Annotated in this window: 17 protein-coding genes; 7 read left to right on the plus strand and 10 right to left on the minus strand. The window is 67.2% G+C overall.

The genetic code is table 11. The annotated features are described in order from the left end of the window. The first annotated feature begins 22 nt into the window (after nt 1-22). The 6 genes from ACUXVX_RS08755 (at nt 23) to ACUXVX_RS08780 (ending at nt 9,597) form a co-directional block, all read left to right on the plus strand. Entirely contained in the window at nt 23-394 is a 372-nt protein-coding gene (locus tag ACUXVX_RS08755) for a hypothetical protein (protein ID WP_222469946.1), read from the plus strand. A gap of 84 nt (nt 395-478) precedes the next feature. Beyond that, entirely contained in the window at nt 479-1,894 is a 1,416-nt protein-coding gene (locus tag ACUXVX_RS08760) for a YcjX family protein (protein WP_446311220.1), read from the plus strand. Continuing rightward, complete coding sequence (locus ACUXVX_RS08765) at nt 1,891-2,898, plus strand: YcjF family protein (protein ID WP_446311221.1); 1,008 nt, start codon at nt 1,891-1,893, stop codon at nt 2,896-2,898. The genes ACUXVX_RS08760 and ACUXVX_RS08765 overlap by 4 nt, the downstream gene beginning before the upstream one ends. 75 nt (nt 2,899-2,973) lie before the next feature. Continuing rightward, a complete protein-coding gene (locus ACUXVX_RS08770; protein WP_446311222.1) occupies nt 2,974-5,766 on the plus strand; it encodes a DUF2339 domain-containing protein in 2,793 nt (930 codons plus the stop codon). A 210-nt stretch (nt 5,767-5,976) separates the two neighbouring features. After that, a complete protein-coding gene (gene ileS, locus ACUXVX_RS08775; RefSeq protein WP_446311223.1) occupies nt 5,977-8,949 on the plus strand; it encodes an isoleucine--tRNA ligase in 2,973 nt (990 codons plus the stop codon). A 192-nt stretch (nt 8,950-9,141) separates the two neighbouring features. Beyond that, nucleotides 9,142-9,597, plus strand: a complete 456-nt coding sequence (locus ACUXVX_RS08780) for a methylated-DNA--[protein]-cysteine S-methyltransferase (RefSeq protein ID WP_446311224.1) — start codon at nt 9,142-9,144, stop codon at nt 9,595-9,597. On the opposite strand, the gene ACUXVX_RS08785 is transcribed toward ACUXVX_RS08780, so the two are convergent. The 8 genes from ACUXVX_RS08785 to fsa all read right to left on the minus strand — a co-directional run bounded on the left by ACUXVX_RS08785 (nt 9,594) and on the right by fsa (nt 16,391). After that, nucleotides 9,594-10,172: a ferric reductase-like transmembrane domain-containing protein gene (locus tag ACUXVX_RS08785; protein ID WP_446311225.1), complete on the minus strand. Its 579-nt coding sequence runs from the start codon at nt 10,170-10,172 to the stop codon at nt 9,594-9,596. The two genes, ACUXVX_RS08780 and ACUXVX_RS08785, sit on opposite strands and share 4 nt — an antisense overlap. 2 nt (nt 10,173-10,174) lie before the next feature. After that, the gene (locus ACUXVX_RS08790) at nt 10,175-10,639 is read right to left on the minus strand and encodes a twin-arginine translocation pathway signal (protein ID WP_446311226.1); all 465 of its coding nucleotides are present in this window, start codon (nt 10,637-10,639) and stop codon (nt 10,175-10,177) included. A 91-nt stretch (nt 10,640-10,730) separates the two neighbouring features. Continuing rightward, nucleotides 10,731-11,420 carry a CDP-alcohol phosphatidyltransferase family protein gene (locus ACUXVX_RS08795; protein ID WP_446311227.1) on the minus strand — a complete coding sequence of 230 codons (690 nt, stop codon included), beginning with the start codon at nt 11,418-11,420 and terminating at the stop codon, nt 10,731-10,733. A 98-nt stretch (nt 11,421-11,518) separates the two neighbouring features. Continuing rightward, nucleotides 11,519-12,451: a tyrosine recombinase XerC gene (locus ACUXVX_RS08800; protein WP_446311228.1), complete on the minus strand. Its 933-nt coding sequence runs from the start codon at nt 12,449-12,451 to the stop codon at nt 11,519-11,521. Then, the gene (locus ACUXVX_RS08805; RefSeq protein WP_222491952.1) at nt 12,448-13,155 is read right to left on the minus strand and encodes a DUF484 family protein; all 708 of its coding nucleotides are present in this window, start codon (nt 13,153-13,155) and stop codon (nt 12,448-12,450) included. Before ACUXVX_RS08805 ends, ACUXVX_RS08800 begins: the two co-directional genes overlap by 4 nt. Before the next feature lie 170 nt (nt 13,156-13,325). Next, complete coding sequence (locus ACUXVX_RS08810; protein ID WP_446311229.1) at nt 13,326-14,300, minus strand: sulfotransferase; 975 nt, start codon at nt 14,298-14,300, stop codon at nt 13,326-13,328. Nucleotides 14,301-14,332: 32 nt separating this feature from the next. After that, entirely contained in the window at nt 14,333-15,619 is a 1,287-nt protein-coding gene (locus ACUXVX_RS08815) for a rhamnan synthesis F family protein (protein ID WP_446311230.1), read from the minus strand. Nucleotides 15,620-15,737: 118 nt separating this feature from the next. Further along, nucleotides 15,738-16,391 carry a fructose-6-phosphate aldolase gene (gene fsa, locus ACUXVX_RS08820; RefSeq protein ID WP_222491958.1) on the minus strand — a complete coding sequence of 218 codons (654 nt, stop codon included), beginning with the start codon at nt 16,389-16,391 and terminating at the stop codon, nt 15,738-15,740. Between the two features lie 107 nt (nt 16,392-16,498). Here fsa and ACUXVX_RS08825 point away from each other — a divergent pair, with 107 nt between their 5' ends. After that, nucleotides 16,499-18,670 (plus strand): primosomal protein N', encoded by a 2,172-nt coding sequence (locus ACUXVX_RS08825; RefSeq protein ID WP_446311231.1) that lies wholly within the window; start codon nt 16,499-16,501, stop codon nt 18,668-18,670. Nucleotides 18,671-18,677: 7 nt separating this feature from the next. Here ACUXVX_RS08825 and ACUXVX_RS08830 read toward each other — a convergent pair whose 3' ends face one another. Both ACUXVX_RS08830 and ACUXVX_RS08835 read right to left on the minus strand, forming a co-directional pair. Further along, nucleotides 18,678-19,220, minus strand: coding sequence for a hypothetical protein (locus ACUXVX_RS08830; RefSeq protein ID WP_446311232.1), 543 nt, complete (start codon nt 19,218-19,220; stop codon nt 18,678-18,680). Continuing rightward, a complete protein-coding gene (locus ACUXVX_RS08835; RefSeq protein ID WP_222469931.1) occupies nt 19,217-19,963 on the minus strand; it encodes a YebC/PmpR family DNA-binding transcriptional regulator in 747 nt (248 codons plus the stop codon). The genes ACUXVX_RS08830 and ACUXVX_RS08835 overlap by 4 nt, the downstream gene beginning before the upstream one ends. Between the last annotated feature and the right edge of the window lie 2 nt (nt 19,964-19,965).

Consider the following 19,965-nt stretch of genomic DNA (forward strand, 5'->3'; position numbering starts at 1 on the left):
TGGGCGGGGATAAAAGCGGGGCATGGAACATCCGGTGAAACAGGTGGCGGACGGGCTGGCGGTGATGATGGCAGAGCGGCTGGGCATCCGCCGGGGCGAGACGCTGGCGGAGAAGCTGCGCAAGGGCGGCCGGCTGCTGCCGAGGAAGGTGCGCCGCGAGGCCGCCTATATCGCCGACACGGAGGCCCGGATGGAGGTGCCGAAGTTCGCCTTTCAGTATGATGCGGCACGGATCGCCAAGGCGGAGAAGTCGGTGCGGCGGTTTCTGGAGACGGTCGATCCGGCGGACCGGCGCAAGGGTGTCGTGCTGGGCATCCTCGGGTGGCTGGCGTTCAACTTTCTGCTGATCAGCGGGCTGGTGATCTGGTGGCTGTGGGAGAGCGGGCGGCTCTGAGGACCGGGTGGGGGCAGATTGCCCACCCTACACATGGGCCGCTGCCTGCCCTAAGTATCTGCTGTAACGGAGAAAGGGGCAGGTGTGGTTGTTTCAACCATCGTTGATGGGGTGACGCGGGGCGTCGAGACCGTGGGCCATGTGGTCACCGGGGGCTTTCTGGAGCCGCGCATCCGGCTGGGTGTGACCGGGTTGAGCCGGGCGGGCAAGACGGTGTTCATCACCTCGCTGGTGGCCAACCTGATGGACCGGGCGCGCATGGGCGGGTTGCGGGCGGCGGCAGAGGGGGCGATTCAGACGGCCTATCTGCAGCCGCAGCCCGACGACACGGTGCCGCGCTTTGCCTATGAGGATCACCTCGCCGCCATGGTCGGCCCCGAGCCGCACTGGCCCGAGAGCACGCGGGCGGTGAGCGAGCTGCGGCTGAGCCTGAAGGTGCAGCCGGGCGGGCTGCTGGGCGGCTTGCGCGGGCCGCAGGTGGTGCATCTCGATATCGTGGATTACCCCGGCGAGTGGTTGCTGGACCTTGGCTTGCTCGACATGAGCTATGACGAATGGGCCGCGCAGGCGCTGGAAAAGGTGCGGGCGCGGGCGGAGGGCGAGCAGTTTGTTGCGGCGCTCGAGGCCGTGGACGGGGCGGGCAAGCTGGAGGAGCCGGTGGCCAAGCGGCTCTCTGAGGCCTTTGCGGACTATCTGAAGACGGCGCGGGAGACGGGGTATTCCGACTGCACGCCGGGGCGGTTTTTGCTGCCGGGGGAGCTGGAGGGTTCGCCTGCGCTGACATTTGCGCCGCTGCCTGCTGGCGAGGCACCGCGCGGGTCGCTGCGGCGGGAACTGGCGCGGAGGTTCGAGGCTTACAAGCGGGCGGTGGTGAAGCCGTTCTTCCGCGACCATTTTGCCGAGATCGACCGGCAGGTGGTGCTGGTGGATGTGCTGGGTGCCATTCATGCGGGGCCGAAGGCGCTGGAGGATTTGCGGCAGGCGATGGCCGATATTCTGGGCGCGTTCAAACCGGGGCGAAACGGTTGGCTAACCCGGCTTCTGGGCGGGCACAGGGTTGAAAAAATCCTCTTTGCGGCGACCAAGGCGGACCATCTGCACCACAAGCAGCATGGCAGCCTGACGGCGATCACAGAGGCGCTGGTACGCGAGGCGAAGGACCGGGCGGATTTTGCCGGGGCCAAGACGCAGGCGATGAGCATTGCCGCGCTGCGGGCCACGACCGAAGAGACCCGCAACCATGAGGGCCGCGAGATTGACCTTGTGCGCGGCACGCTGATGGAGACGGGCAAGAAAGCGGCGATGTATCCGGGTGCCTTGCCGGCAGATCCGGGGCGGCTGCTGGGCGCGGCGCGGGGCGGGCGCGAGGCGTGGCTCGATGGCGATTACGCGGTGATGAAGTTCGCGCCGGCGGAGGTGTCTCTCGCGCCGGGCGAGGGGCCGCCGCATATCCGGCTGGACCGGGCGGCGGAATTCCTGATCGGAGACAGGTTGCGATGAGCGAGAAATCGGGGCCGCTGGTCTTTGAGGTAGAGGATGATGCGCCGGGGCCGGACAAGGCCCCGCCGGTGCCGGAGGTGGCGCAGGGGCCTGCGGCGATGCAGCGGCTCGCGGTGCGCTCGGCGCGGCCCGGCAGCCGGATTGCGCGGCTGTTCTGGGCCGGGCTTGCAGGCGTGGTCAGCCTCGTGGTCTCGGTCGCGGCATGGGACTTCGTGATGCGGCTGCTGGAGCGAAGCCCTGTGCTGGGATGGGTGGCGACGGTGCTGATTGCGGTGACGCTGCTGGCGCTGGCGGTGATGGCGCTGCGCGAGTTGGCGGCCTTTGCCCGGCTGGCGCGACTCGACGGGCTCCAGAAGGCGGCCGCCGGGGCGCTGGCGAGCGGCGATCTGGGCGCGGCGCGGGGCGTGGTGGACCGGCTGGAGCGGCTCTATGCCACGCGGGATGACACGCGCTGGGGAAGGGAGCGGCTGGCGGAGCGGCGGGGTGATGCCTTTGACGCCGATGCACTGCTGGCCCTGGCGGAGCGAGAGTTGCTGGTGCCGCTCGACGCCGCGGCGCAGGCCGAGGTGGAGGCGGCGGCGCGGCAGGTGGCCACGGTGACGGCGGTGGTGCCGCTTGCGCTGGCCGATGTGTTCACCGCGCTCACCTCCAACATGCGGATGATCCGGCGGATCGCCGAGGTATATGGCGGGCGAGCGGGCGTGCTGGGCAGCTGGCGGCTGACGAGGACGGTGCTGGCACATCTGGTGGCCACGGGCGCTGTGGCGGTGGGCGATGACCTGATCGGCTCGGTCGCGGGCGGCGGGGTGCTCAGCAAGCTGTCGCGCCGATTCGGCGAAGGGGTGATCAATGGTGCGCTCACCGCGCGGGTCGGTGTGGCCGCGATGGAGGTGTGCCGCCCGCTGCCCTTTGGCGAGGGCAGGCGGCCCAGCGTGACGGGGCTGGTGCGCCGTGCGCTCACGGGGCTTTTTGGCCGGAGCGAGGCGGCGCGGGAGGACGGGTAGCGCCGGTTTGCCAGTGCTTCCCTGTGAGGTTTCAGGGCGTTACTGTTTCCGGACCGGGGGCAATGGGGGCGGATTGTGGAAGTTGTGGTTGCGTTTCTGACGCTCTGCGTCATCGGCCAGCTGGTCTGGTTGGTGGCCGTCCAGATGGGCTTGGGGCGGATGCGGCGCAGCCTTGACCGGGCTCTGCGGGAGATCGAAGGGCTGAAGCGGGGCGCGGAAGTGCAGCGGCCCGCAGCCGAGACGGCGGCGCCCCCGCCACAGGAGCGCAAGACAGCGCGGGAGTTGATGGACCCGGCCGCGACGCCTGCGCGCGCAGAGCCGGAGCCGGAAGAGGCGGCGCCCGCGCGGCGCAAGCTGCCGTGGGAAGAGGGCTATGACCCGTCAGTGGACGGGCCCGCCCCGGAGGCGGGGCCGGTGGTGCCGCGCGGTGGCGGCAAGCTGGTGGCGTGGTTGCAGGCCAACTGGTTTTACGCCGTCTCTGCCCTTAGCCTCGCCCTCGCCGGGCTGTTCCTAGTGCAATACGGGATCGAGCAGGGCTATCTGACGCCGGTGATGCGGGTGGCCGCGGCGCTGGCGCTGGGCGCGGCGCTGATTGCCGGGGGCGAATGGATCCGCCGCAGGCAGAGCGCGGGGGACGCGACCGCCTATCTGCCGGACACGTTCAGCGCGGCGGGGATTGTTTCGCTCTACGGCGCGGTGCTGGCGGCGCGGTCGCTCTATGACCTGATCGGCGCAGGCACCGCGATGGCGGGGCTGGTGGCCGTGTCGGTGGGGGCGATGCTACTGGGCTGGCTCAATGGCCCGGTGTTGGCGGCCTTCGGGCTGATCGGCGCGGGGGCGGCGCCCTTCCTCGTGGGGGGCGAGGCCGAAGGCGCGACGCTGTTTTACGTTTACTACGGATTGCTCGGCGTGGCGGGGCTGGCAATTGATGCGTGGCGCCAATGGCGCTGGGTTTCCGTGCTGGCGCTGGGCGTGGCCGCCCTTGGCGGGCTGGCTGTGTTTGCAGGATCGGGCGAGATGCCGGGCTTCGCGGTGCTGCTCACCGTGCTGGTGCTGGCGGCGATGGCCTTTCCGCGCCGCGAGATCGGGCCGACCCATGAGGGCGGCGCACCGCTACGCTGGCTGCTCGACAAGGGCTCGGGGCGGGGCGGATACGAGGTGCTCATCGCGTGGGGCGCGATGGCCACGGCGAGCGCTGTGCTGCTCGTTCTGCCCCGCGCGGGCGCAGCGGAGTTTTTGCTGATCGAGGGGCTCTACACGGTGCTGATCCTCGCGGTCGCCCTCTGGGCGTGGCAGGCGAAGGCGCTGGGCGAGTTGGTGCTGTTTCCGGCGCTGGGATTTTTGGCGGTGATCCCGCTGGAGAGCGTGATGGGCGCGGTGCTGATGCGTGACACGGTGCAGGTGGACGCCACCGGCAACCCGCTGCCTGCCTTGCCGCTGGAGGCGAGCCTTGTGCTGGTGCTTGCGGCTCATGGCACGGTGGCCGCGGCGTGGCGCAGCCTCGTGGACGGCCGCGAGGGCGTGGGCCGGGTGGCGCTGTTCTGGGGCATCTTCGCGGCGCTCTTCGCGCCCTTGGTGCCGCTGGGGCTGGAGCTGTTCTGGCTGTCGCCGCGGGTGCCGGGCACCTTTGGCTGGGCGGGGCATGTGCTGGGGCTGGCGGCGCTGATGGTGGCGATTGCGGTGCGTTTTGCGCGCGCCGATGGCGGCCCGGCGCGGCGCACGGCCTGGGCGGTGCTCTCGGCGGCCTCGCTGATCGCGCTGGCGCTTTTTGTGCTGCTGACCAAGGAGGCGCTGACGGTGGCGCTCGCGGTGCTGCTGGTGATGGCCGCATGGCTCGACCGGCGGTTCCGCCTGCGGGAGATGCAGGTGTTCATCGCGCTCGGGGTGATCGTGCTGGGCTGGCGCGTGGTGATCGACCCGGGGCTCTTTTGGTCGGTCGAGGCCAGTTGGGGCGCCTTCCTGCTTGGCTTCAGCGCGGCGCTCGGCGGGATGGCGGCGGCATGGCGGATCATGCCGGAGGCACAGCGCACGCTGGGCCGGGCCTTTCTGGAAAGCGGGCTGCTGATGATCGGCGGCATCTTCGTGACCGCCACGATATGCCGGTTCATCGACGAGCGGGTCGGCACGGATGAGCTGGCGAGCCATTGGACGATGGGGCTGACCGCGATGGTCTGGCTGCTCTGTGCTGCCGCGCAGGTGTACCGGATGCGGCTGGGCGGCTGGCTGAAATGGCTGCGCGTGGTGCTGGCGGCGGGCTATACGGTGGTGGCCGGGTTCTTCCTGCTGATCGGGCTGACCCTCTCCAACCCGTTCCTCTCGGCCGGGGGCTTCTCGCTGCCCGATACCACGGTGCACGGTCCGCTGGTGTTTGACACGCTGGCGGCGGCCTATCTCGGCCCGGCGCTGGTGTTTGCCCTGCTTGCCCGGATCGGCGGGCGCTGGTGGCGCCGAGGGGGGCTGGGCGCGGCTGTGGGGCTTGCAGGGTTCTGGGTGTTTCTGGAGATCCGACGGTTCTGGCAGCCGGGCGGGCTCTGGTACGGAAACGGCTGGTTCGATGGCGAGCTTTATACCTACACGGTGGTGCTGATCGCCCTTGGTGCGGTGCTGCTCTGGCAAGCGATTGCCAAGGGCTCGACCGTGTTGCGGCGTGCGGCGCTGGTGGTGATTGGGCTGGCTGTGGTGAAGGTGTTCCTGATCGACGCGCGGGGGCTGACCGGGCTGTTCCGGGTGTTCTCCTTCCTCGCGCTCGGGCTGTCGCTGGCCGCGCTGGCCTGGCTCAACCGTTGGGCGGCGCAGGAGGCGGCGGAGCGGGCTGCGGACGAAGATGGCGCGGCACAGGGTGCAGAAGAGGACAGGCCGCCGGAGTGAGGGCCCTGCGGGTGGCAGGGCAACTCCGCCCTACGTGCTGGACCTTGCCCGCGCCCCTGCCTATAAGCCTCCCCATGATGTTCTCGGGCCTCGCCATCATTCGAATTAGCGGCCCGGCGCTCTGACAGATGAGCCGCCGGGACAAGGCGCATGGCCTGCCGCGCCGCCCCTCACCGAACACCCGAAAAGACCACGCCAAGGACGCCCCCCATGTGCGCCGACACGCCTGACTACAAAGACACGCTGAACCTTCCCCAAACCGAATTTCCGATGCGCGCGGGCCTGCCCAAGCGCGAACCGGGCTGGCTGGCCCGCTGGGAGGAGATCGGGGTTTATGACCGCCTGCGCGAGAAGGAGGGCCGGGAGCCTTTCACGCTGCACGATGGGCCTCCTTACGCCAACGGCCACCTGCACATCGGCCACGGGCTGAACAAGATTCTGAAGGACATGGTGGTGCGCTCGCAGCAGATGATGGGCCGCGATGCGCGCTACATCCCCGGTTGGGACTGCCACGGGTTGCCGATCGAGTGGAAGATCGAGGAGAAATATCGCCAGAAGGGCCGCGACAAGGACGAGGTGCCGATTGTCGAGCTGCGGCAGGAGTGCCGGGCTTTTGCCGAGAAGTGGGTGGATATCCAGCGCGAGGAGTTCAAGCGGCTGGGCGTGACTGGCAACTGGCCCGAGCCTTACTTGACGATGGATTTCCACGCCGAGGCGACGATTGCCGCCGAGTTCCAGAAGTTCCTGATGAACGGGGCGCTCTATCAGGGCTCCAAGCCGGTGATGTGGTCGCCGGTCGAGAAAACCGCGCTGGCCGAGGCGGAGGTGGAATACCATGACCACCAGAGCCACACGATCTGGGTGAAGTTCCGGATCGGTGGGTTCTCGGGCACGCCGGAGCTGATCGAGCATTTCGCGGCGGAGGGTCACGAGGGGCAGGATGCGGTGATGGCGGCGGTGAACGCCATGGCCGAGGATTTTGCCGAGACCTCGGTGATCATCTGGACGACGACGCCCTGGACCATCCCGCAGAACCGGGCGGTCTGCTTCAGCCCCGAGATCAGCTATGGCCTTTACCGCGTGACCGGCGCGGCGGAGGACAACTGGGCGCGGGTGGGCGACAAGTACCTGCTGGCCGACGATCTGGCCGAGGCGGTGATGGCGCAGGCGCGGGTCGAAAGCTACGAGCGCCTGCGGGGCGCTGCGGCTGCCGAGCTGGGCGCGATGAAAACCGTGCATCCGCTCTACAAGGTGGCCGGGGCCGAAGGCGAGTGGGACTATGACGTGCCGATGCTGCCGGGCGAGCATGTGACCGCCGAGGCCGGCACCGGCTTTGTGCATACCGCCCCGAGCCATGGTGACGACGACTACCAGATCGGCCGCCAGTATGGCCTGCCGATGACCTACAACGTGCTGGAGGATGGCTCCTTCCGCGCCGATCTGCCGTTCTTTGGCGGTGAGGTCATCATCAAGCCGAACGGCAAGGAAGGCGGGGCCAACAAGGCGGTGATCGACAAGCTCGCCGAGGCCCGCATGCTGATCGCGCGCGGTCGGATCACCCACAGCTACCCGCATAGCTGGCGCTCCAAGGCGCCGCTGATCTATCGCAACACGCCGCAGTGGTTTGCTGCCATCGACAAGGATTTGGGCGACGGGCAGGATAGCCTTGGCACCACCATCCGCCAGCGCGCGCTGACCGCCATCGACCAGGTGAAGTGGACCCCGCAGAGCGGGCGCAACCGTTTGTATTCCATGATGGAATCGCGTCCTGACTGGGTGCTTTCGCGCCAGCGGGCCTGGGGCGTGCCGCTGACCTGCTTCGTGAAGAAGGGCGCGATGCCCGATGACGAGGGCTTCTTGCTGCGCGATGCGGCGGTGAACGCGCGGATCATCGAGGCCTTCGAAGCCGAGGGCGCGGATGCGTGGTATGCGGAAGGGGCCAAGGAGCGCTTCCTTGGCAGTGATTACAACGCGGACGACTACGATCAGGTCTTCGACGTGCTCGACGTGTGGTTCGACTCCGGGTCGACCCATGCCTTCGTGCTGCGCGACCGCGAGGACGGCTCGCCTGATGGGGTGGCAGACCTTTACCTTGAGGGCACCGACCAGCACCGCGGCTGGTTCCACTCGTCGCTGCTGCAGTCGGTTGGCACCCGCGGCGTTGCCCCCTATCGCGGCGTGCTGACCCACGGTTTCACGCTGGACGAGAAGGGCAACAAGATGTCGAAGTCGCTCGGCAACACCATCGTCCCCGAAGAGGTGGTGAAGCAGTATGGCGCCGACATCCTGCGGCTCTGGGTGGCGCAGACGGATTACACCGCCGATCAGCGGATCGGGCCAGAGATCCTGAAAGGGGTGGCCGACAGCTACCGGCGGCTGCGCAACACCATGCGCTTCTTGCTGGGCAACCTTGCGGGCTATGACGCGGCTCAGGCTGTGGAGCCTGCCGATATGCCCGAGCTGGAGCGCTGGGTGCTGCACCGGCTGGCGGAACTCGATGAGGTCGTGCGCAAGGGCTACAATGCCTACGACTTCCAGGGTGTGTTTCAGGCAGTGTTCAACTTTGCCACGGTGGAGCTTTCGAGCTTCTACTTCGATGTGCGCAAAGATGCGCTTTATTGCGATGGCGACTCGGCCCGGCGGCGGGCGGCGCGAACGGTGCTGGACATTCTCTTCCACCGGCTGACCACATGGCTCGCGCCGGTGCTCGTCTTCACGATGGAGGAGGTCTGGCTGGAGCGGTTCGGTGGCGAGGGCTCCTCGGTGCATCTGGTCGATATCCCCGAGACCCCGGCAGGCTGGCGGGACGAGGCGTTGGCGGCCAAGTGGGCGGGCGTGCGGCGCGCGCGGCGCGTGGTGACGGCGGCGCTGGAGGTGCAGCGACGCGAGAAGGTCATCGGGGCCTCGCTGGAGGCCGCGCCCGTGGTGCATGTGGAGGATGCGGGCGTGCTGGAGGCGCTGAAGACGGTCGCCTTCGACGACATCTGCATCACCTCCGCCGTGTCGCTCTCGGGCGACCCGGCGCCTTCCGAGGCCTTCCGGATGCCGGAAGTGGAAGGCGTGGGCGTGGTCTTCGAGAAGGCCGAGGGCGAGAAGTGCCAGCGGTGCTGGAAGATCCTGCCGGATGTAGGCACGCACAAGCACGAGGCCGTCTGCGGGCGGTGTGACGAGGCGCTGGGGTGATGCCGTCGTGCCTTGAACCTGAAGCCGTGCAGCGCCGGCCCGCGTGGTGGCGCATGCAACGGTGGTTCGGGGCACTTTATGGTGGCCGTGGTCATCTTCCCTCAGAAGGGAGCGCTATCTTCGCTAAAGCGCCGCCCCGGGGGGCGGGTCGGCGCTGCACGGCGGCTTCGCCTTGATTCCGTGCAGGCGACCATGACCACCCTCGCGCTCTCTACCCCGGTCGGCCGCATGGTGCTGACTGAGGAGGGCGACGCGATCACCCGCGTTAAGTGGAGCGAAGAGGCGGCGGGCGAAGGCTCGCCGCTTTTGCGTGAGGCGGAGCGCCAGATTGGTGCGTATTTCGCTGGGGAGCGGGAGGATTTCGAGCTGCCGCTCAGGGTGGAGGGATCGGCGGTGGTCAAGCTGGTCTGCTCGGAGATGCGGAAGATCCCGTTCGGAGAGACCACCACCTACGGCGCGATCTCGAAGAAACTTGGCTTTTCGGCGCAATCCATCGGCGGAGCCTGCGGGGCGAACCCGATTCCCTTGATCATCCCCTGCCATCGGGTGCTGGGGGCGTCCTCGCTGGGTGGGTTCTCTGGTGGCATGGGGATAGAGACCAAGGTGGCCTTGCTCCGGCACGAGGGCGCGGCTGGGCTGCTGATTTAGCGGCGCAGCAGCCGCAGGTCGATCATGGCGGCGACGGTTGCTGCGAGGGCGGCGATGCAGAGCGTCCATTTGGAGATCAGTTCCATCGCGCCTTCGATCTGAACGGCGTGGAGGACGGTGGCGAGCACGACCAGCGCCGCCAGTGCGTTATGCGCCCAACGCCAGCGGCGCGGGGGCAGCTTTCGGCGCAGGGCCACCAGAAGGGCGGTGGCGGCGATGCCCCAGAGCGAGATGAAGCCCCAGACCGAGAAGGGGGTAGGAGAGCGGAGCAAAAGGGCATCGACGGTGTCGGGCGGGCTGGTGACCCAGAGGCCCGCGATGTGGAGCGCGGTGAGTGTCACGAGGGCGATGCCTGCGCGGCGGTGCCAAAAGCGCCCTGTGGGGCCACGCAAGCCGGGCAGGTAGCCGGCGGCGAGGAGCGGTTGCACCAGCAGGAGGCAGAGCGCGAGGATGCCTGCGAAGCCGCCGGTGATATAGGCGAAGCCGCGATAGGCGAGCCATGGGCTGACGGCAGCGAGCGAAACCGGCACCGCGATGAGCGCCGCGAGGGCGGCCCAGGTGAGGGTGGGGCGCAAGCTCAGGCGAGGACGAAATCGGCCCGCACGGAGGTATCGCGGGGGCTTGGCATGACGGGGCGGAGGAACACGGTTTCGAACTCGCCGTCGTCATAGGCGAGGTGCGCGTGCGGCTGACCGAAGTTGGGCACGATCTGCTCCATCTCGAGGGCAAAGGAGCCATCGGCGCGGGTCAGTACGGAGCCGTGGTTGCGCGGCTCGCGCTCGCCGCCGAGCGTGGTGGCGGCCCAGATCTGGATGCGGCGGCCTTCGAGCGGGCGACCATCGGCGGCGCGGAGCACCTTGCCGTGGACGGTGAAGCCTGAGCCGAGACGCTCGACGAGCGGCGCGCCTGGGCGGTAGTTGTTTGCCCCTCCACGCATGGAGCTTGTGGGCGCAAGCGAGGCGGCGCGGGCGGTGGCGGGCAGGCACAGGGCCGCGGCGGCGGCGCTGGCGGTGACGAAGAAGTGGCGGCGGGGCATCAGCATCGGGCGTCTCCCGGGTTGGGTCACGGTTCACGTAAGGGTAGCGCATTCGCCCGCGCCGATCAGCCCGGCGCACGGCACAATCCCGTGAGGCTCAGCGCTCGGGGATGACCTGCTGGATAATGCCAGCCAGCGCGAGCCAGAGCGTGGTGGCCCCCAGCGACCACGAGAGCCACGGCTGCTGCTCGAAGCTCTGCCACGCCGCGATCACCGCCAGCGCCACCCAGATCACCGAAACCGGTAGGGTGAAGTTGCGCCAGCGCTTGGTGCGCGTGGGGTGGACGAACTTGAGCGGCAGGAACATGGCGGCGGCCAGCACGATGCAGGTGAGCACCGTGATCCAAGGCGCGGGCTGCATGGCCATCAGCACCAGTACCGCGAGATTCCAGCAGCCGGGGAAGCCGCGAAAGCTCTTGTCGGTCAGCTTCATCCGCGTGTCGGAAAAGTAGAGCACTGAGGAAAAGCAGATGCCGAGCGCGCAGAGGGCTGCCCATGGGTTGGGCAGCAGGCCGGAGCCGTAGAGCGCGAAGGCGGGGATGAAGACGTAGGTCAGGAAGTCGATGATCAGGTCGAGCAGGGCGCCGTCGATGATCGGGGCGTGGTTGGTCACGTCGTATTTGCGGGCCAGCGGGCCATCTATGCCGTCAACGGCGAAGGCGGCGAGCAGCCAGAGGAACATCACCGGCCAGTCGCCCTGCACGGCGGCCAGCATCGCGAGCATCGCGAGCGCCGCCCCCGTGGCGGTAAAGAGGTGGACCCCGTAGGCCTTGAACCGATCCGACATGGGCCGAAGGGTTACCGGGCCAAGGGCGGCGCGGCAATCGAAATTCCCGCCCGGCGGGAAATGCCGGGTGCAGCGCGGCTTGCGGGTAACCCGGGCGGTCAGGCGCGCTTGCGGCCCTGCGGATGGGCGCGGTCGTAGACATCCATCAGCCGGGCGGTATCGACCGCCGTATAGGCCTGCGTGGTGGAGAGCGAAGCATGGCCGAGCAGTTCCTGAATGGTCCGCAAGTCGCCGCCCGCTTCCAGCAAGTGGGTGGCAAAGCTGTGGCGCAGGGCATGGGGGGTGCAGGTGGCGGGAAGGCCGAGCTGCATCCGGGCGGCCTCTGTTACCTTGGCCACGGCGCGGCGGGAGAGCGGCTTGCCCCGGATGGAGCGAAAGAGCGGTTCGGTTGGGCCAAGCTGGTGCGGGCAATCACGGCGGTAGTCTTCCACCACGTCGCGGGCGACGGGCAGCACCGGCACGATCCGCTCCTTGCCGCCCTTGCCGGTGATCCGAAGCACATCGGCCAGCGGGGCATCGGCGCCGGTGAGGGCCAGAGCCTCGGAGATTCGCAGGCCGCAGCCGTAGAGCAGGGTGACCACGGCGACATCGCGGGTGGCGACCCATGGCTCCGGGTGCTGGAGCGAGACGGTATCGATCAGATCGCGCGCCGCGCCGCGCCCGACAGGGCGGGGCAGTTTGCGCTGGTACTTGGGCGCGCGGACGGAGAGCGGGGCGGACATCTCAAAGCCCTCGCGCTCGGCGATCCAGCCGAGGAAGTTTTTCACCGCCGAGAGCATCCGGGCCAGCGACCTTGCGCTGACGCCGCCCGCCCGCTCATGCGCCATCCATGCCCTCATGTCGGGCAGGGTGAGCTTGGCGAGGCGGGCCTTGCCGATGCCCTCGCCGAAGTGTTGTGGCAGAAAACCTAGGAAGCCGGACACGTCGCGGCGGTAGGCTTCGAGGGTGTTTTCGGCGCGACCGTCCAGCGCCCGAAGCTGCGCAAGCCACAGCTCCAGCGCCTCGGTCAGCGCCGGAGAGGGGGCAATCATCCCAGAAAACGCCGCATCTGGCGCTCGAAGACCCCGGCGAAGAAGCCGAGCAGGTCAGTGCCTTGCGAGGGGCGGAACTGGTGCGGATCCTCGGCGCCCATGACCAGAAGGCCGGGCAGGCGGCCCTCGCCGAAGTCGAGCTTCAGGCAGGCCTCGGAGTGGATGTTGGGCGCGGCCTCGCCGTAGATCACCGAGAATTGCGGCCGGGTCTGCCGCAGTGTGACCGGGCGCACCGGCTTGTCGCGGCCCATGGTGAGGTAGTCGTTCACGAAGCCCGGAGGGGCCACATGCAGCACGTCGCCCAGCTTTTTCACTGCCGGGTCTTCGCCCTCCTGCACGCTTTCCAACACGAGGCGGAGGCAGTCGACTCGCAGGGTATGCGCCACTTCGCTGCCGAGGTTGCGCAGGAAATCCTCGAAATCGGTCGGCTCCAGCATGGAGAGTACCGCGCGGTGGACCTGGTTGGTGCCGGCGAGGTTTTCATAGGCGGCGGCGATGACGGAGCGGTGGGTATCCTCGAGCCGGTCGAGCCGGGCCTCTAGCCGCTCCATCGCGATGCCGCGCAGGTCGACGATATTGCCGCCGAGCGACTTCTCGTTGGCCGCGATCAGCGCATGCATGATGTCGCGATCCTCAAGGATCATGTCAGGTTCGGAAATGATCATGGACCGCAGCCCGATCAGCTGCTCCGCCGCTTCACTCATATCTGCCTCATTGTCCGACATGGGTCGGTTATAGCCCACGCGTGGTTGTTGGTTGAGCCGATTGTTTCAAACCGGGCCGCGCGCGGGCAAGGGTTTTGTCGGGGTCAGGCCCGGGCGAGGGAGGAAGGTGGCGGTAGAGTCACAGGGGCGTGCGCTGCGATCTGGGGGGCTTAGTGCGGGAGGCGGCCTTCGCGTTTGCCGCTCTTCTGGTAGTGCTCCACCGGGTCCCGACCCGCGCGCCGCACGTCGGCGTAGCGCAGGAGGTATGTGAATGGCTCAAAGTAGGTGCCGTCTTCCAGCACAAGGCTGCGCGGGCGCTCATACTTGCCCAGAAGGGCGAGAATGCGGTGCTGGGCTTCGGCCCAGGTGTCGCCGTAGCGGGCACGTTCTGTTGCATCGGCAAAGAATGGGGAGGCGAGGCGCGTGGCGTCGAGAATCTCGGCCTGAAGTGACGCGGGCAACTGCGACTCGAAGCCCATGATCCGCTCAAGATCCATCCCTTTCTTGCCGACATTGTCATAGCGAGACCGACCGTCGCGCTTGTGAAAGGGCTTGCCGGTGACGAAATAGCCCAGCGTTTTCATCCAGACATCTTCGCGGCTGACAAGTTCTTCAAGCGGCACGAAGAGGACATTCTCGGCATCCTGATGCGCGATGCAGCCGATGAAGTAGTCAAGATAGCGTTCCGTCAGCGCCTTGAACTTCTTGGTGACCGCTTTCGCTGGCGGGATGTTGGGCAACATGCGCGTCGCCATTGAGAGGAAGACCGCGTGAGGGTCGCGGTGGATGATCACTGCGGATTTGATAGCGCTGTAGCGGTGCAGGCAGAGGCCTAGCTGCGCCATGTAGCGCGGGGTCTTGTCGAAGAATCTGCCGGTGTGATCCGGGAAGGCAGCGGTACACAGGGTATTGTAGAAGTGATCGAAATCGCCAGCAGCGGCTTCGGCACGGGTTTCCGGCTCGATCCTCCAGCCGGCGAGCAGCGTCTCCCGGTAGGATCCGGTCTCGGGCATTTTTGCGGGCTCATCCGCCAGCAACACGCCGCATTCGAAGCCGGATTCGAAACCATTGGCGCGGAAAATCTCTGATAGCAGCGTGGTGCCGCCGCGCTCATAGCCACCGATGATCAGATCGACTTTACTCACTACAGTTCTCTAGGGGCGGTTGGGCGCTGGCGCTAGATGTAGCCCTTCATGAAGGCGACGCGTTTCCAGCCGGTCAGGGTGTCGCCACCGAAAGGGCGGCTGGTCAGGATGTGGGTGTACTCATCGGCTTCCACCGGCTGGAGCAGATGGGCGATCCGAAGCGTGTCGTAGACATTCTGGGTGCCCCGATAGATCGCGTCGAGCTTTATGATCGGCAGGCCGAGGTGGATCAGTGGGGCGGGGCTTTGGTGGATGTGGCCGCCCTGCATGAAGATATCGCCAAGCACCGAGTGGATAGCGTCGTCGAGCACTGTATCGTCGACCTTCTCGTCGGCGTGCAGATGCTTTGCCACGAAACCGCGCAGGGTTGCGCTGTCATTCACCGGATACATGCGTGCGAGCTCGTCCAGCGTGCTGTCGACCCGGAGCTGAAGGTCTTTGCGGTCGTCCATGTCAGCGGCGGAGATCAGGTAACGCCCTTGCAGGAAGTCGATCACCTTGCGGGCGCTGAAACGCGGCCAGACGATGATGTCGCAGGTGCGCCCGTTCTTGATGGTGAAGTCAACGAAATCGGGATCATGGCGCAGGGCGTTCAGGAACCGGCTGGTGTCATACAGGGCCTTGAACTGATCGGGTGCGGACGCACAGCGCTTCAGGGTCTTCGTAAGCCCCATCTCGCCGCGTTTGATGACATAGGGGCGCAGGTCGGTTTGTCTGTAGTTGTTCCAGTAAGTGCGGAAGGACGGGTTGCGCAGAACACTGCCGCTCATTGCGATGCAGAATGAGCCGAGGTGATGCTCCATGAAGAAGTTCTCGGTCGAACCGAGAACCTCGATCTCGCTGCCCATCATATCCGACAGGAACTTTGGCATCCGCTCTTCGGAGAAGAAGATGCTGTCGTTTATGAGCAGGAGGCGTGGGCACTCCTTGTGCCAGCCACGCTGGAAGAGGTGCAGGAAACCGGTGCGGTAGCTGCCGAAGTCACGGCCGAAGTTCGGGCGCTCGATGTAGCAGTCGATCAGGCCTTCGACCTCTGCAGGATCAGTCAGTTTGAGCGTATTGACCGCGAGGATGTAGAGGCCCTCGTTGCGCGCCGCTTTGAGAAGGCGAATGACGTCAGGCCGGAGCGTCCCCTTTTCGTAAAGCGCCATTAGCATGATACGGCGGCCATCGTAGGGGGCTTCATTGTGAACGACCGGCTTTTTGCCGCGGGTCTTCCAACGCTGCCGCTCCGACAGGAGCCAGACGATCATTATGGCGAAGGGGCCGATCAGGAGGGATTTGATGTTTCCGACGATACCCTGAAAAAACGACTTCATTCGCGGTCACTCACAGCTCTTACGCCGGCGCAGGAGGCACGCCGAATTGGAGACAGGCCCCTAAACCATCGGTTGAGGCTTGTGAAGGGATCAGGAATTTAACGGCGGGAGACCGCCGTCAGACGATCTTGATGCCCGCCTTGGCCGCGTCCTTCACGAACTGGTCGAGGCCCTTGTCGGTCAGCACGTGATTGGCCATCTGCTTGATCACGCCGGGAGGGGCGGTGGCGACGTCGGCGCCGATGAGGGCGGCGTCTTTCATGTGGTTCACGGAGCGGATCGAGGCGGCGAGGATCTCGGTGGAGAAGGCGTAGTTGTCGTAGATCGTGCGGATGTCGCCGATCAGGTCCATGCCGTCGAGGTTGAGGTCATCGAGCCGCCCGATGAAGGGAGAGATGAAGGTGGCGCCGGCCTTGGCGGCGAGCAGGGCCTGGTTGGCGGAGAAGCAGAGGGTCACATTCACCATGGTGCCTTGGCTGGAGAGTGCCTTGCAGGTCTTGAGGCCGGCCCAGGTGAGCGGCACCTTCACCGCGATGTTGGGGGCGATGCCGGCGAGCTTTTTGCCCTCTTCGAGCATGGCATCGGCGTCGGTGGCCACTACCTCGGCGGAAACCGGCCCGTCGACCATGTCGCAGATCTCCTTGGTGACCTCGAGGATGTCGCGGCCCGACTTGAGGATCAGGGAAGGGTTGGTGGTGACCCCGTCGACCATGCCAAGGTCGTTCAGCTCGGCGATGGCGTCGATCTCGGCGGTATCTACGAAGAATTTCATGTGCGGCCTCCTCGGGCGGACTTGCGGTTGCGCCTCTCATACCGCAGGACAGGGGGCACTGAAACCCGGATATTGGGGAGAATGTGAGCGCTAACGGCCATTTTGCGGTGGGCGAGCCGGTTGCGGTTCTGACCACGCAGCCTCTGGGCGGCACGCTGGACTATGCCGCGCCGGAGGGCGGCGTGGCGGCGGGCGCCTTCGTGGTGGTGCCGCTCGGGCCGCGCCGGGTGATGGGCGTGGTCTGGGGGCCGGGCGAGGGCGGGTTCGACCGGGCCAAGCTGCGACGGGTGGGCGAGGTGCTTGATGTGGCGCCGATGGGGGCGGGGATGCGCGAGTTTCTGGAGCGGGCCGGGGCCTATACGCTGACCGACATGCACCAGATGCTGCGGATGGCGACCCGCGCGCCGGGGCTGGCGACGCCGCCGGGCATGCGCAAGGTGTACCGCCCCGGGCAGGGCGAAGTGGACCGGATGACGCCCGCGCGGGAGCGGGTTCTCGGTGTGCTTGAGGAGCACGGCGGTCTGTCGTTCACGCTGGGCGAGCTGGCGGAGATCGCAGGCGTCTCGACCGGAGTGGTGAAGGGGCTGGTGAAGCTGGGGGCTGTCAGCGAAGAGCTGGCGCCGCGCGATGTGCCTTATCCGGCGCTCGACCCGGACTACGGCGGCAAGGCGCTGAATGACGAGCAGGCGAAGGCGGCAGGGGCGTTGCGGCGCGGGGTGGCTTCGCGTGAGTATGGCACGACGCTGCTCAAGGGCGTGACCGGCTCGGGCAAGACCGAGGTGTATCTGGAGGCGGTGGCAGAGTGTTTGGCGCAGGGGCGGCAGGCGCTGGTGCTGCTGCCCGAGATCGCGCTGACACAGGAGTTTCTGGGCCGGGTGGAAGCGCGCTTTGGCGCCAAGCCCGCCGAATGGCACCATGGGGTGACGGTCACCGAGCGGCGGCGCTGTTGGAAGATGGTGGGCGAGGGCGGGGCCTCGCTGGTGGTGGGCGCCCGCTCGGCGCTGTTTCTGCCGTTCCGCGAGCTGGGGCTGATCGTGATCGACGAGGAGCATGACGGCTCCTACAAGCAGGAAGACGGCGTGACCTACAGCGCCCGTGACATGGGGGTCCTCAGGGCCTCCATCGAAGGGGCACAGGTGGTGCTGGCCTCGGCCACGCCCTCGCTGGAGAGCTGGGCCAATGCGGAGGCCGGGAAATACGCGCGGGTGGAGCTGACGAGCCGGTTCGGGGCGGCGGTGCTGCCGGAGATGCGGGCGATCGACATGCGGGCGGAGGGGCTGCCCTCGGATCGGTGGGTTTCACCCACCCTGCGGCGCCTGGTGGAGGACCGGATGGAGAAGGGGGAGCAGGCGCTGCTGTTTCTCAACCGGCGGGGCTATGCGCCGGTGACGATCTGCCGGGCCTGCGGGCATCAGGTGGCCTGCCCGGATTGCGACGCGCGGATGGTGGAGCATCGGTTCCTAAAGCGGCTGATGTGCCACCAGTGCGGCCACACCGAGCCGGTGCCCGAGGCCTGCCCCAGTTGCAACGTCGAGGGCAAGCTGGCGCCGGTGGGGCCGGGGGTGGAGCGGCTGGCGGAGGAGGTGAAGGAGCTGTTCCCCGAGGCGCGGGTGGCGGTGCTGTCGAGTGACCTTTTCGGCTCGGCGCGGGCCTTGAAGGCGGCGGTGGAGGGCATCGCAGGCGGCGCGGCGGACATCGTGATCGGCACGCAGATGGTGGCCAAGGGGCACAACTTTCCGCTACTGACGCTGGTGGGCGTGATCGACGCCGATCTGGGCTTGCAGGGGAGCGACCTGCGGGCGGCGGAAAAGACCTTTCAGCTGATGCGGCAAGTGGCGGGCCGGGCGGGGCGGGCCGAGGCGCCGGGGCTGGCGGTGCTGCAAAGCTACCAGCCCGAGCATCCGGTGATCCGGGCGATCCTGAGCGGGGAGGAAGAGACCTTCTGGCGGGCAGAGGCGGAGGAGCGCAAGGCGGCGGGCGTGCCGCCCTATGGGCGGCTGGTCGGGATCGTTCTGTCGTCCCCCGAGCTGGAGGATGTGAACAGCCTCGGCTCGGCCATGGCGCGGCGGGCCGAGCCTTTACGGGCGATCGGTGCCCAAGTGTTCGGGCCCGCGCCTGCTCCTATTGCGCGCATCAGGGGGCGGCACCGCGTGCGTCTGCTGATCAAGGCCGAGAAGACCGCGCCAGTGCAGGCGGCTGTGACGGCCTGGCTGGCGCAGTTCGACTGGCCCAGCCGGGTTCGGGTGCAGGTGGACGTGGACCCGCTGAGCTTTTTCTAAGCCAGGTTCAGACCCGAAAGGCGAAGTGGCCGCAGGCAATCAGATTGGCCGACCACAGAACGATGTAGGTTTGGCCAAAGAGCAGTACGCGGAGCACTTTGGGGCGGTGGCCGGAAATGATGAGCCCGGCGGCGATGAGCCATGCGGCCAAGTAGATCGCGAAGGCAATGACCGCCGACGCGTCAAACCCCAACACGAAAACCACCGGCATCGGGAAAATCGCGATGCTGGTGTAGGGCGTCAGGCAGGTCAGGAAAAAGCAGAGCGCGAAGCGGCCGGGGCCGGGCAGGAAGATGGAACGCAGCGATCCGAAGCGGGCCCGCCAGAGCGCCACGGCTGTTCCGAGACCGAAGGCGAGAGATAAGCCAGCGATCACACCAAGGCCGAAGGGCAAGGGCTCGGTCGAACGGCCATTGTCGGCGAGCGGAAGGAGGAGCCAGCCGCCCTTCACGTTCAGCCAAAGGGCCCAGTACATTACCGGGACGAAAAAAGCCGCGCCCCAGATCAGGGCGCGGCTGGTTGTCGGATGGGTGTTGACGCGGACCGTCAAGCCGAGAGCTGCTCCATCACCTCGTCGGAGACCTCGAAGTTGGCGGTGACGCGCTGGATGTCGTCGTCATCCTCCAGAACCTCGATCAGGCGCATCAGCTTTTGCATACCCTCCAGGTCCAGCTCGGTGGTGGTGGTGGGCCGCCAGACAAGCTTGGCGGTTTCGCTTTCGCCCAGTTCGGCCTCGAGTGCGGTGCTGACCTCGTTGAGATCGGTGTCGGCGCAGAGGATGGTGTGGCCCTCTTCGGTGCTCTCGACATCCTCGGCGCCCGCCTCAATGGCGGCCATCATCACGGTGTCCTCATCGCCCACGGAGGCGGGGTAGGTGATTTCGCCCTTGCGGTCGAACATGAAGCCGACGGAGCCGGTCTCGCCGAGGTTGCCGCCGTGCTTGCCGAATGTGCTGCGCACGGTGGAGGCGGTGCGGTTGAGGTTGTCGGTCATCGCCTCGACGATCACCGCCACCCCGCCGGGGCCGTAGCCCTCGTAGCGGATTTCCTTGTAGTCATCGCCGCCCGCCGCTTGCGATTTGTCGATCGCGCGCTGGATCACGTCCTTCGGCACCGATTGCGACTTGGCCTCTTTCACCGCGAGGCGCAGGCGCGGGTTGTTGTCGGGGTCGGGGTCGCCCATCTTGGCCGCCACGGTGATTTCCTTGGCGAGCTTGGAGAAGAGCTTGGAGCGAGCCGCATCCTGCCGCCCTTTGCGGTGCTGGATGTTCGCCCATTTTGAGTGGCCGGCCATGG

The sequence above is a fragment of the Vannielia sp. SX4 genome, assembly GCF_052828525.1.

Bases quoted from the DNA above. Each gene is read 5' to 3' on its own strand.
- ACUXVX_RS08755 (WP_222469946.1), top strand. From the start codon at position 23: ATGGAACATCCGGTGAAACAGGTGGCGGACGGGCTGGCGGTGATGATG.
- ACUXVX_RS08765 (WP_446311221.1), top strand. From the start codon at position 1,891: ATGAGCGAGAAATCGGGGCCGCTGGTCTTTGAGGTAGAGGATGATGCG.
- ileS (WP_446311223.1), top strand. From the start codon at position 5,977: ATGTGCGCCGACACGCCTGACTACAAAGACACGCTGAACCTTCCCCAA.
- ACUXVX_RS08780 (WP_446311224.1), top strand. From the start codon at position 9,142: ATGACCACCCTCGCGCTCTCTACCCCGGTCGGCCGCATGGTGCTGACT.
- ACUXVX_RS08790 (WP_446311226.1), bottom strand. From the start codon at position 10,639: ATGCTGATGCCCCGCCGCCACTTCTTCGTCACCGCCAGCGCCGCCGCC.
- ACUXVX_RS08795 (WP_446311227.1), bottom strand. From the start codon at position 11,420: ATGTCGGATCGGTTCAAGGCCTACGGGGTCCACCTCTTTACCGCCACG.
- ACUXVX_RS08800 (WP_446311228.1), bottom strand. From the start codon at position 12,451: ATGATTGCCCCCTCTCCGGCGCTGACCGAGGCGCTGGAGCTGTGGCTT.
- ACUXVX_RS08805 (WP_222491952.1), bottom strand. From the start codon at position 13,155: ATGAGTGAAGCGGCGGAGCAGCTGATCGGGCTGCGGTCCATGATCATT.
- ACUXVX_RS08815 (WP_446311230.1), bottom strand. From the start codon at position 15,619: ATGAAGTCGTTTTTTCAGGGTATCGTCGGAAACATCAAATCCCTCCTG.
- fsa (WP_222491958.1), bottom strand. From the start codon at position 16,391: ATGAAATTCTTCGTAGATACCGCCGAGATCGACGCCATCGCCGAGCTG.
- ACUXVX_RS08835 (WP_222469931.1), bottom strand. From the start codon at position 19,963: ATGGCCGGCCACTCAAAATGGGCGAACATCCAGCACCGCAAAGGGCGG.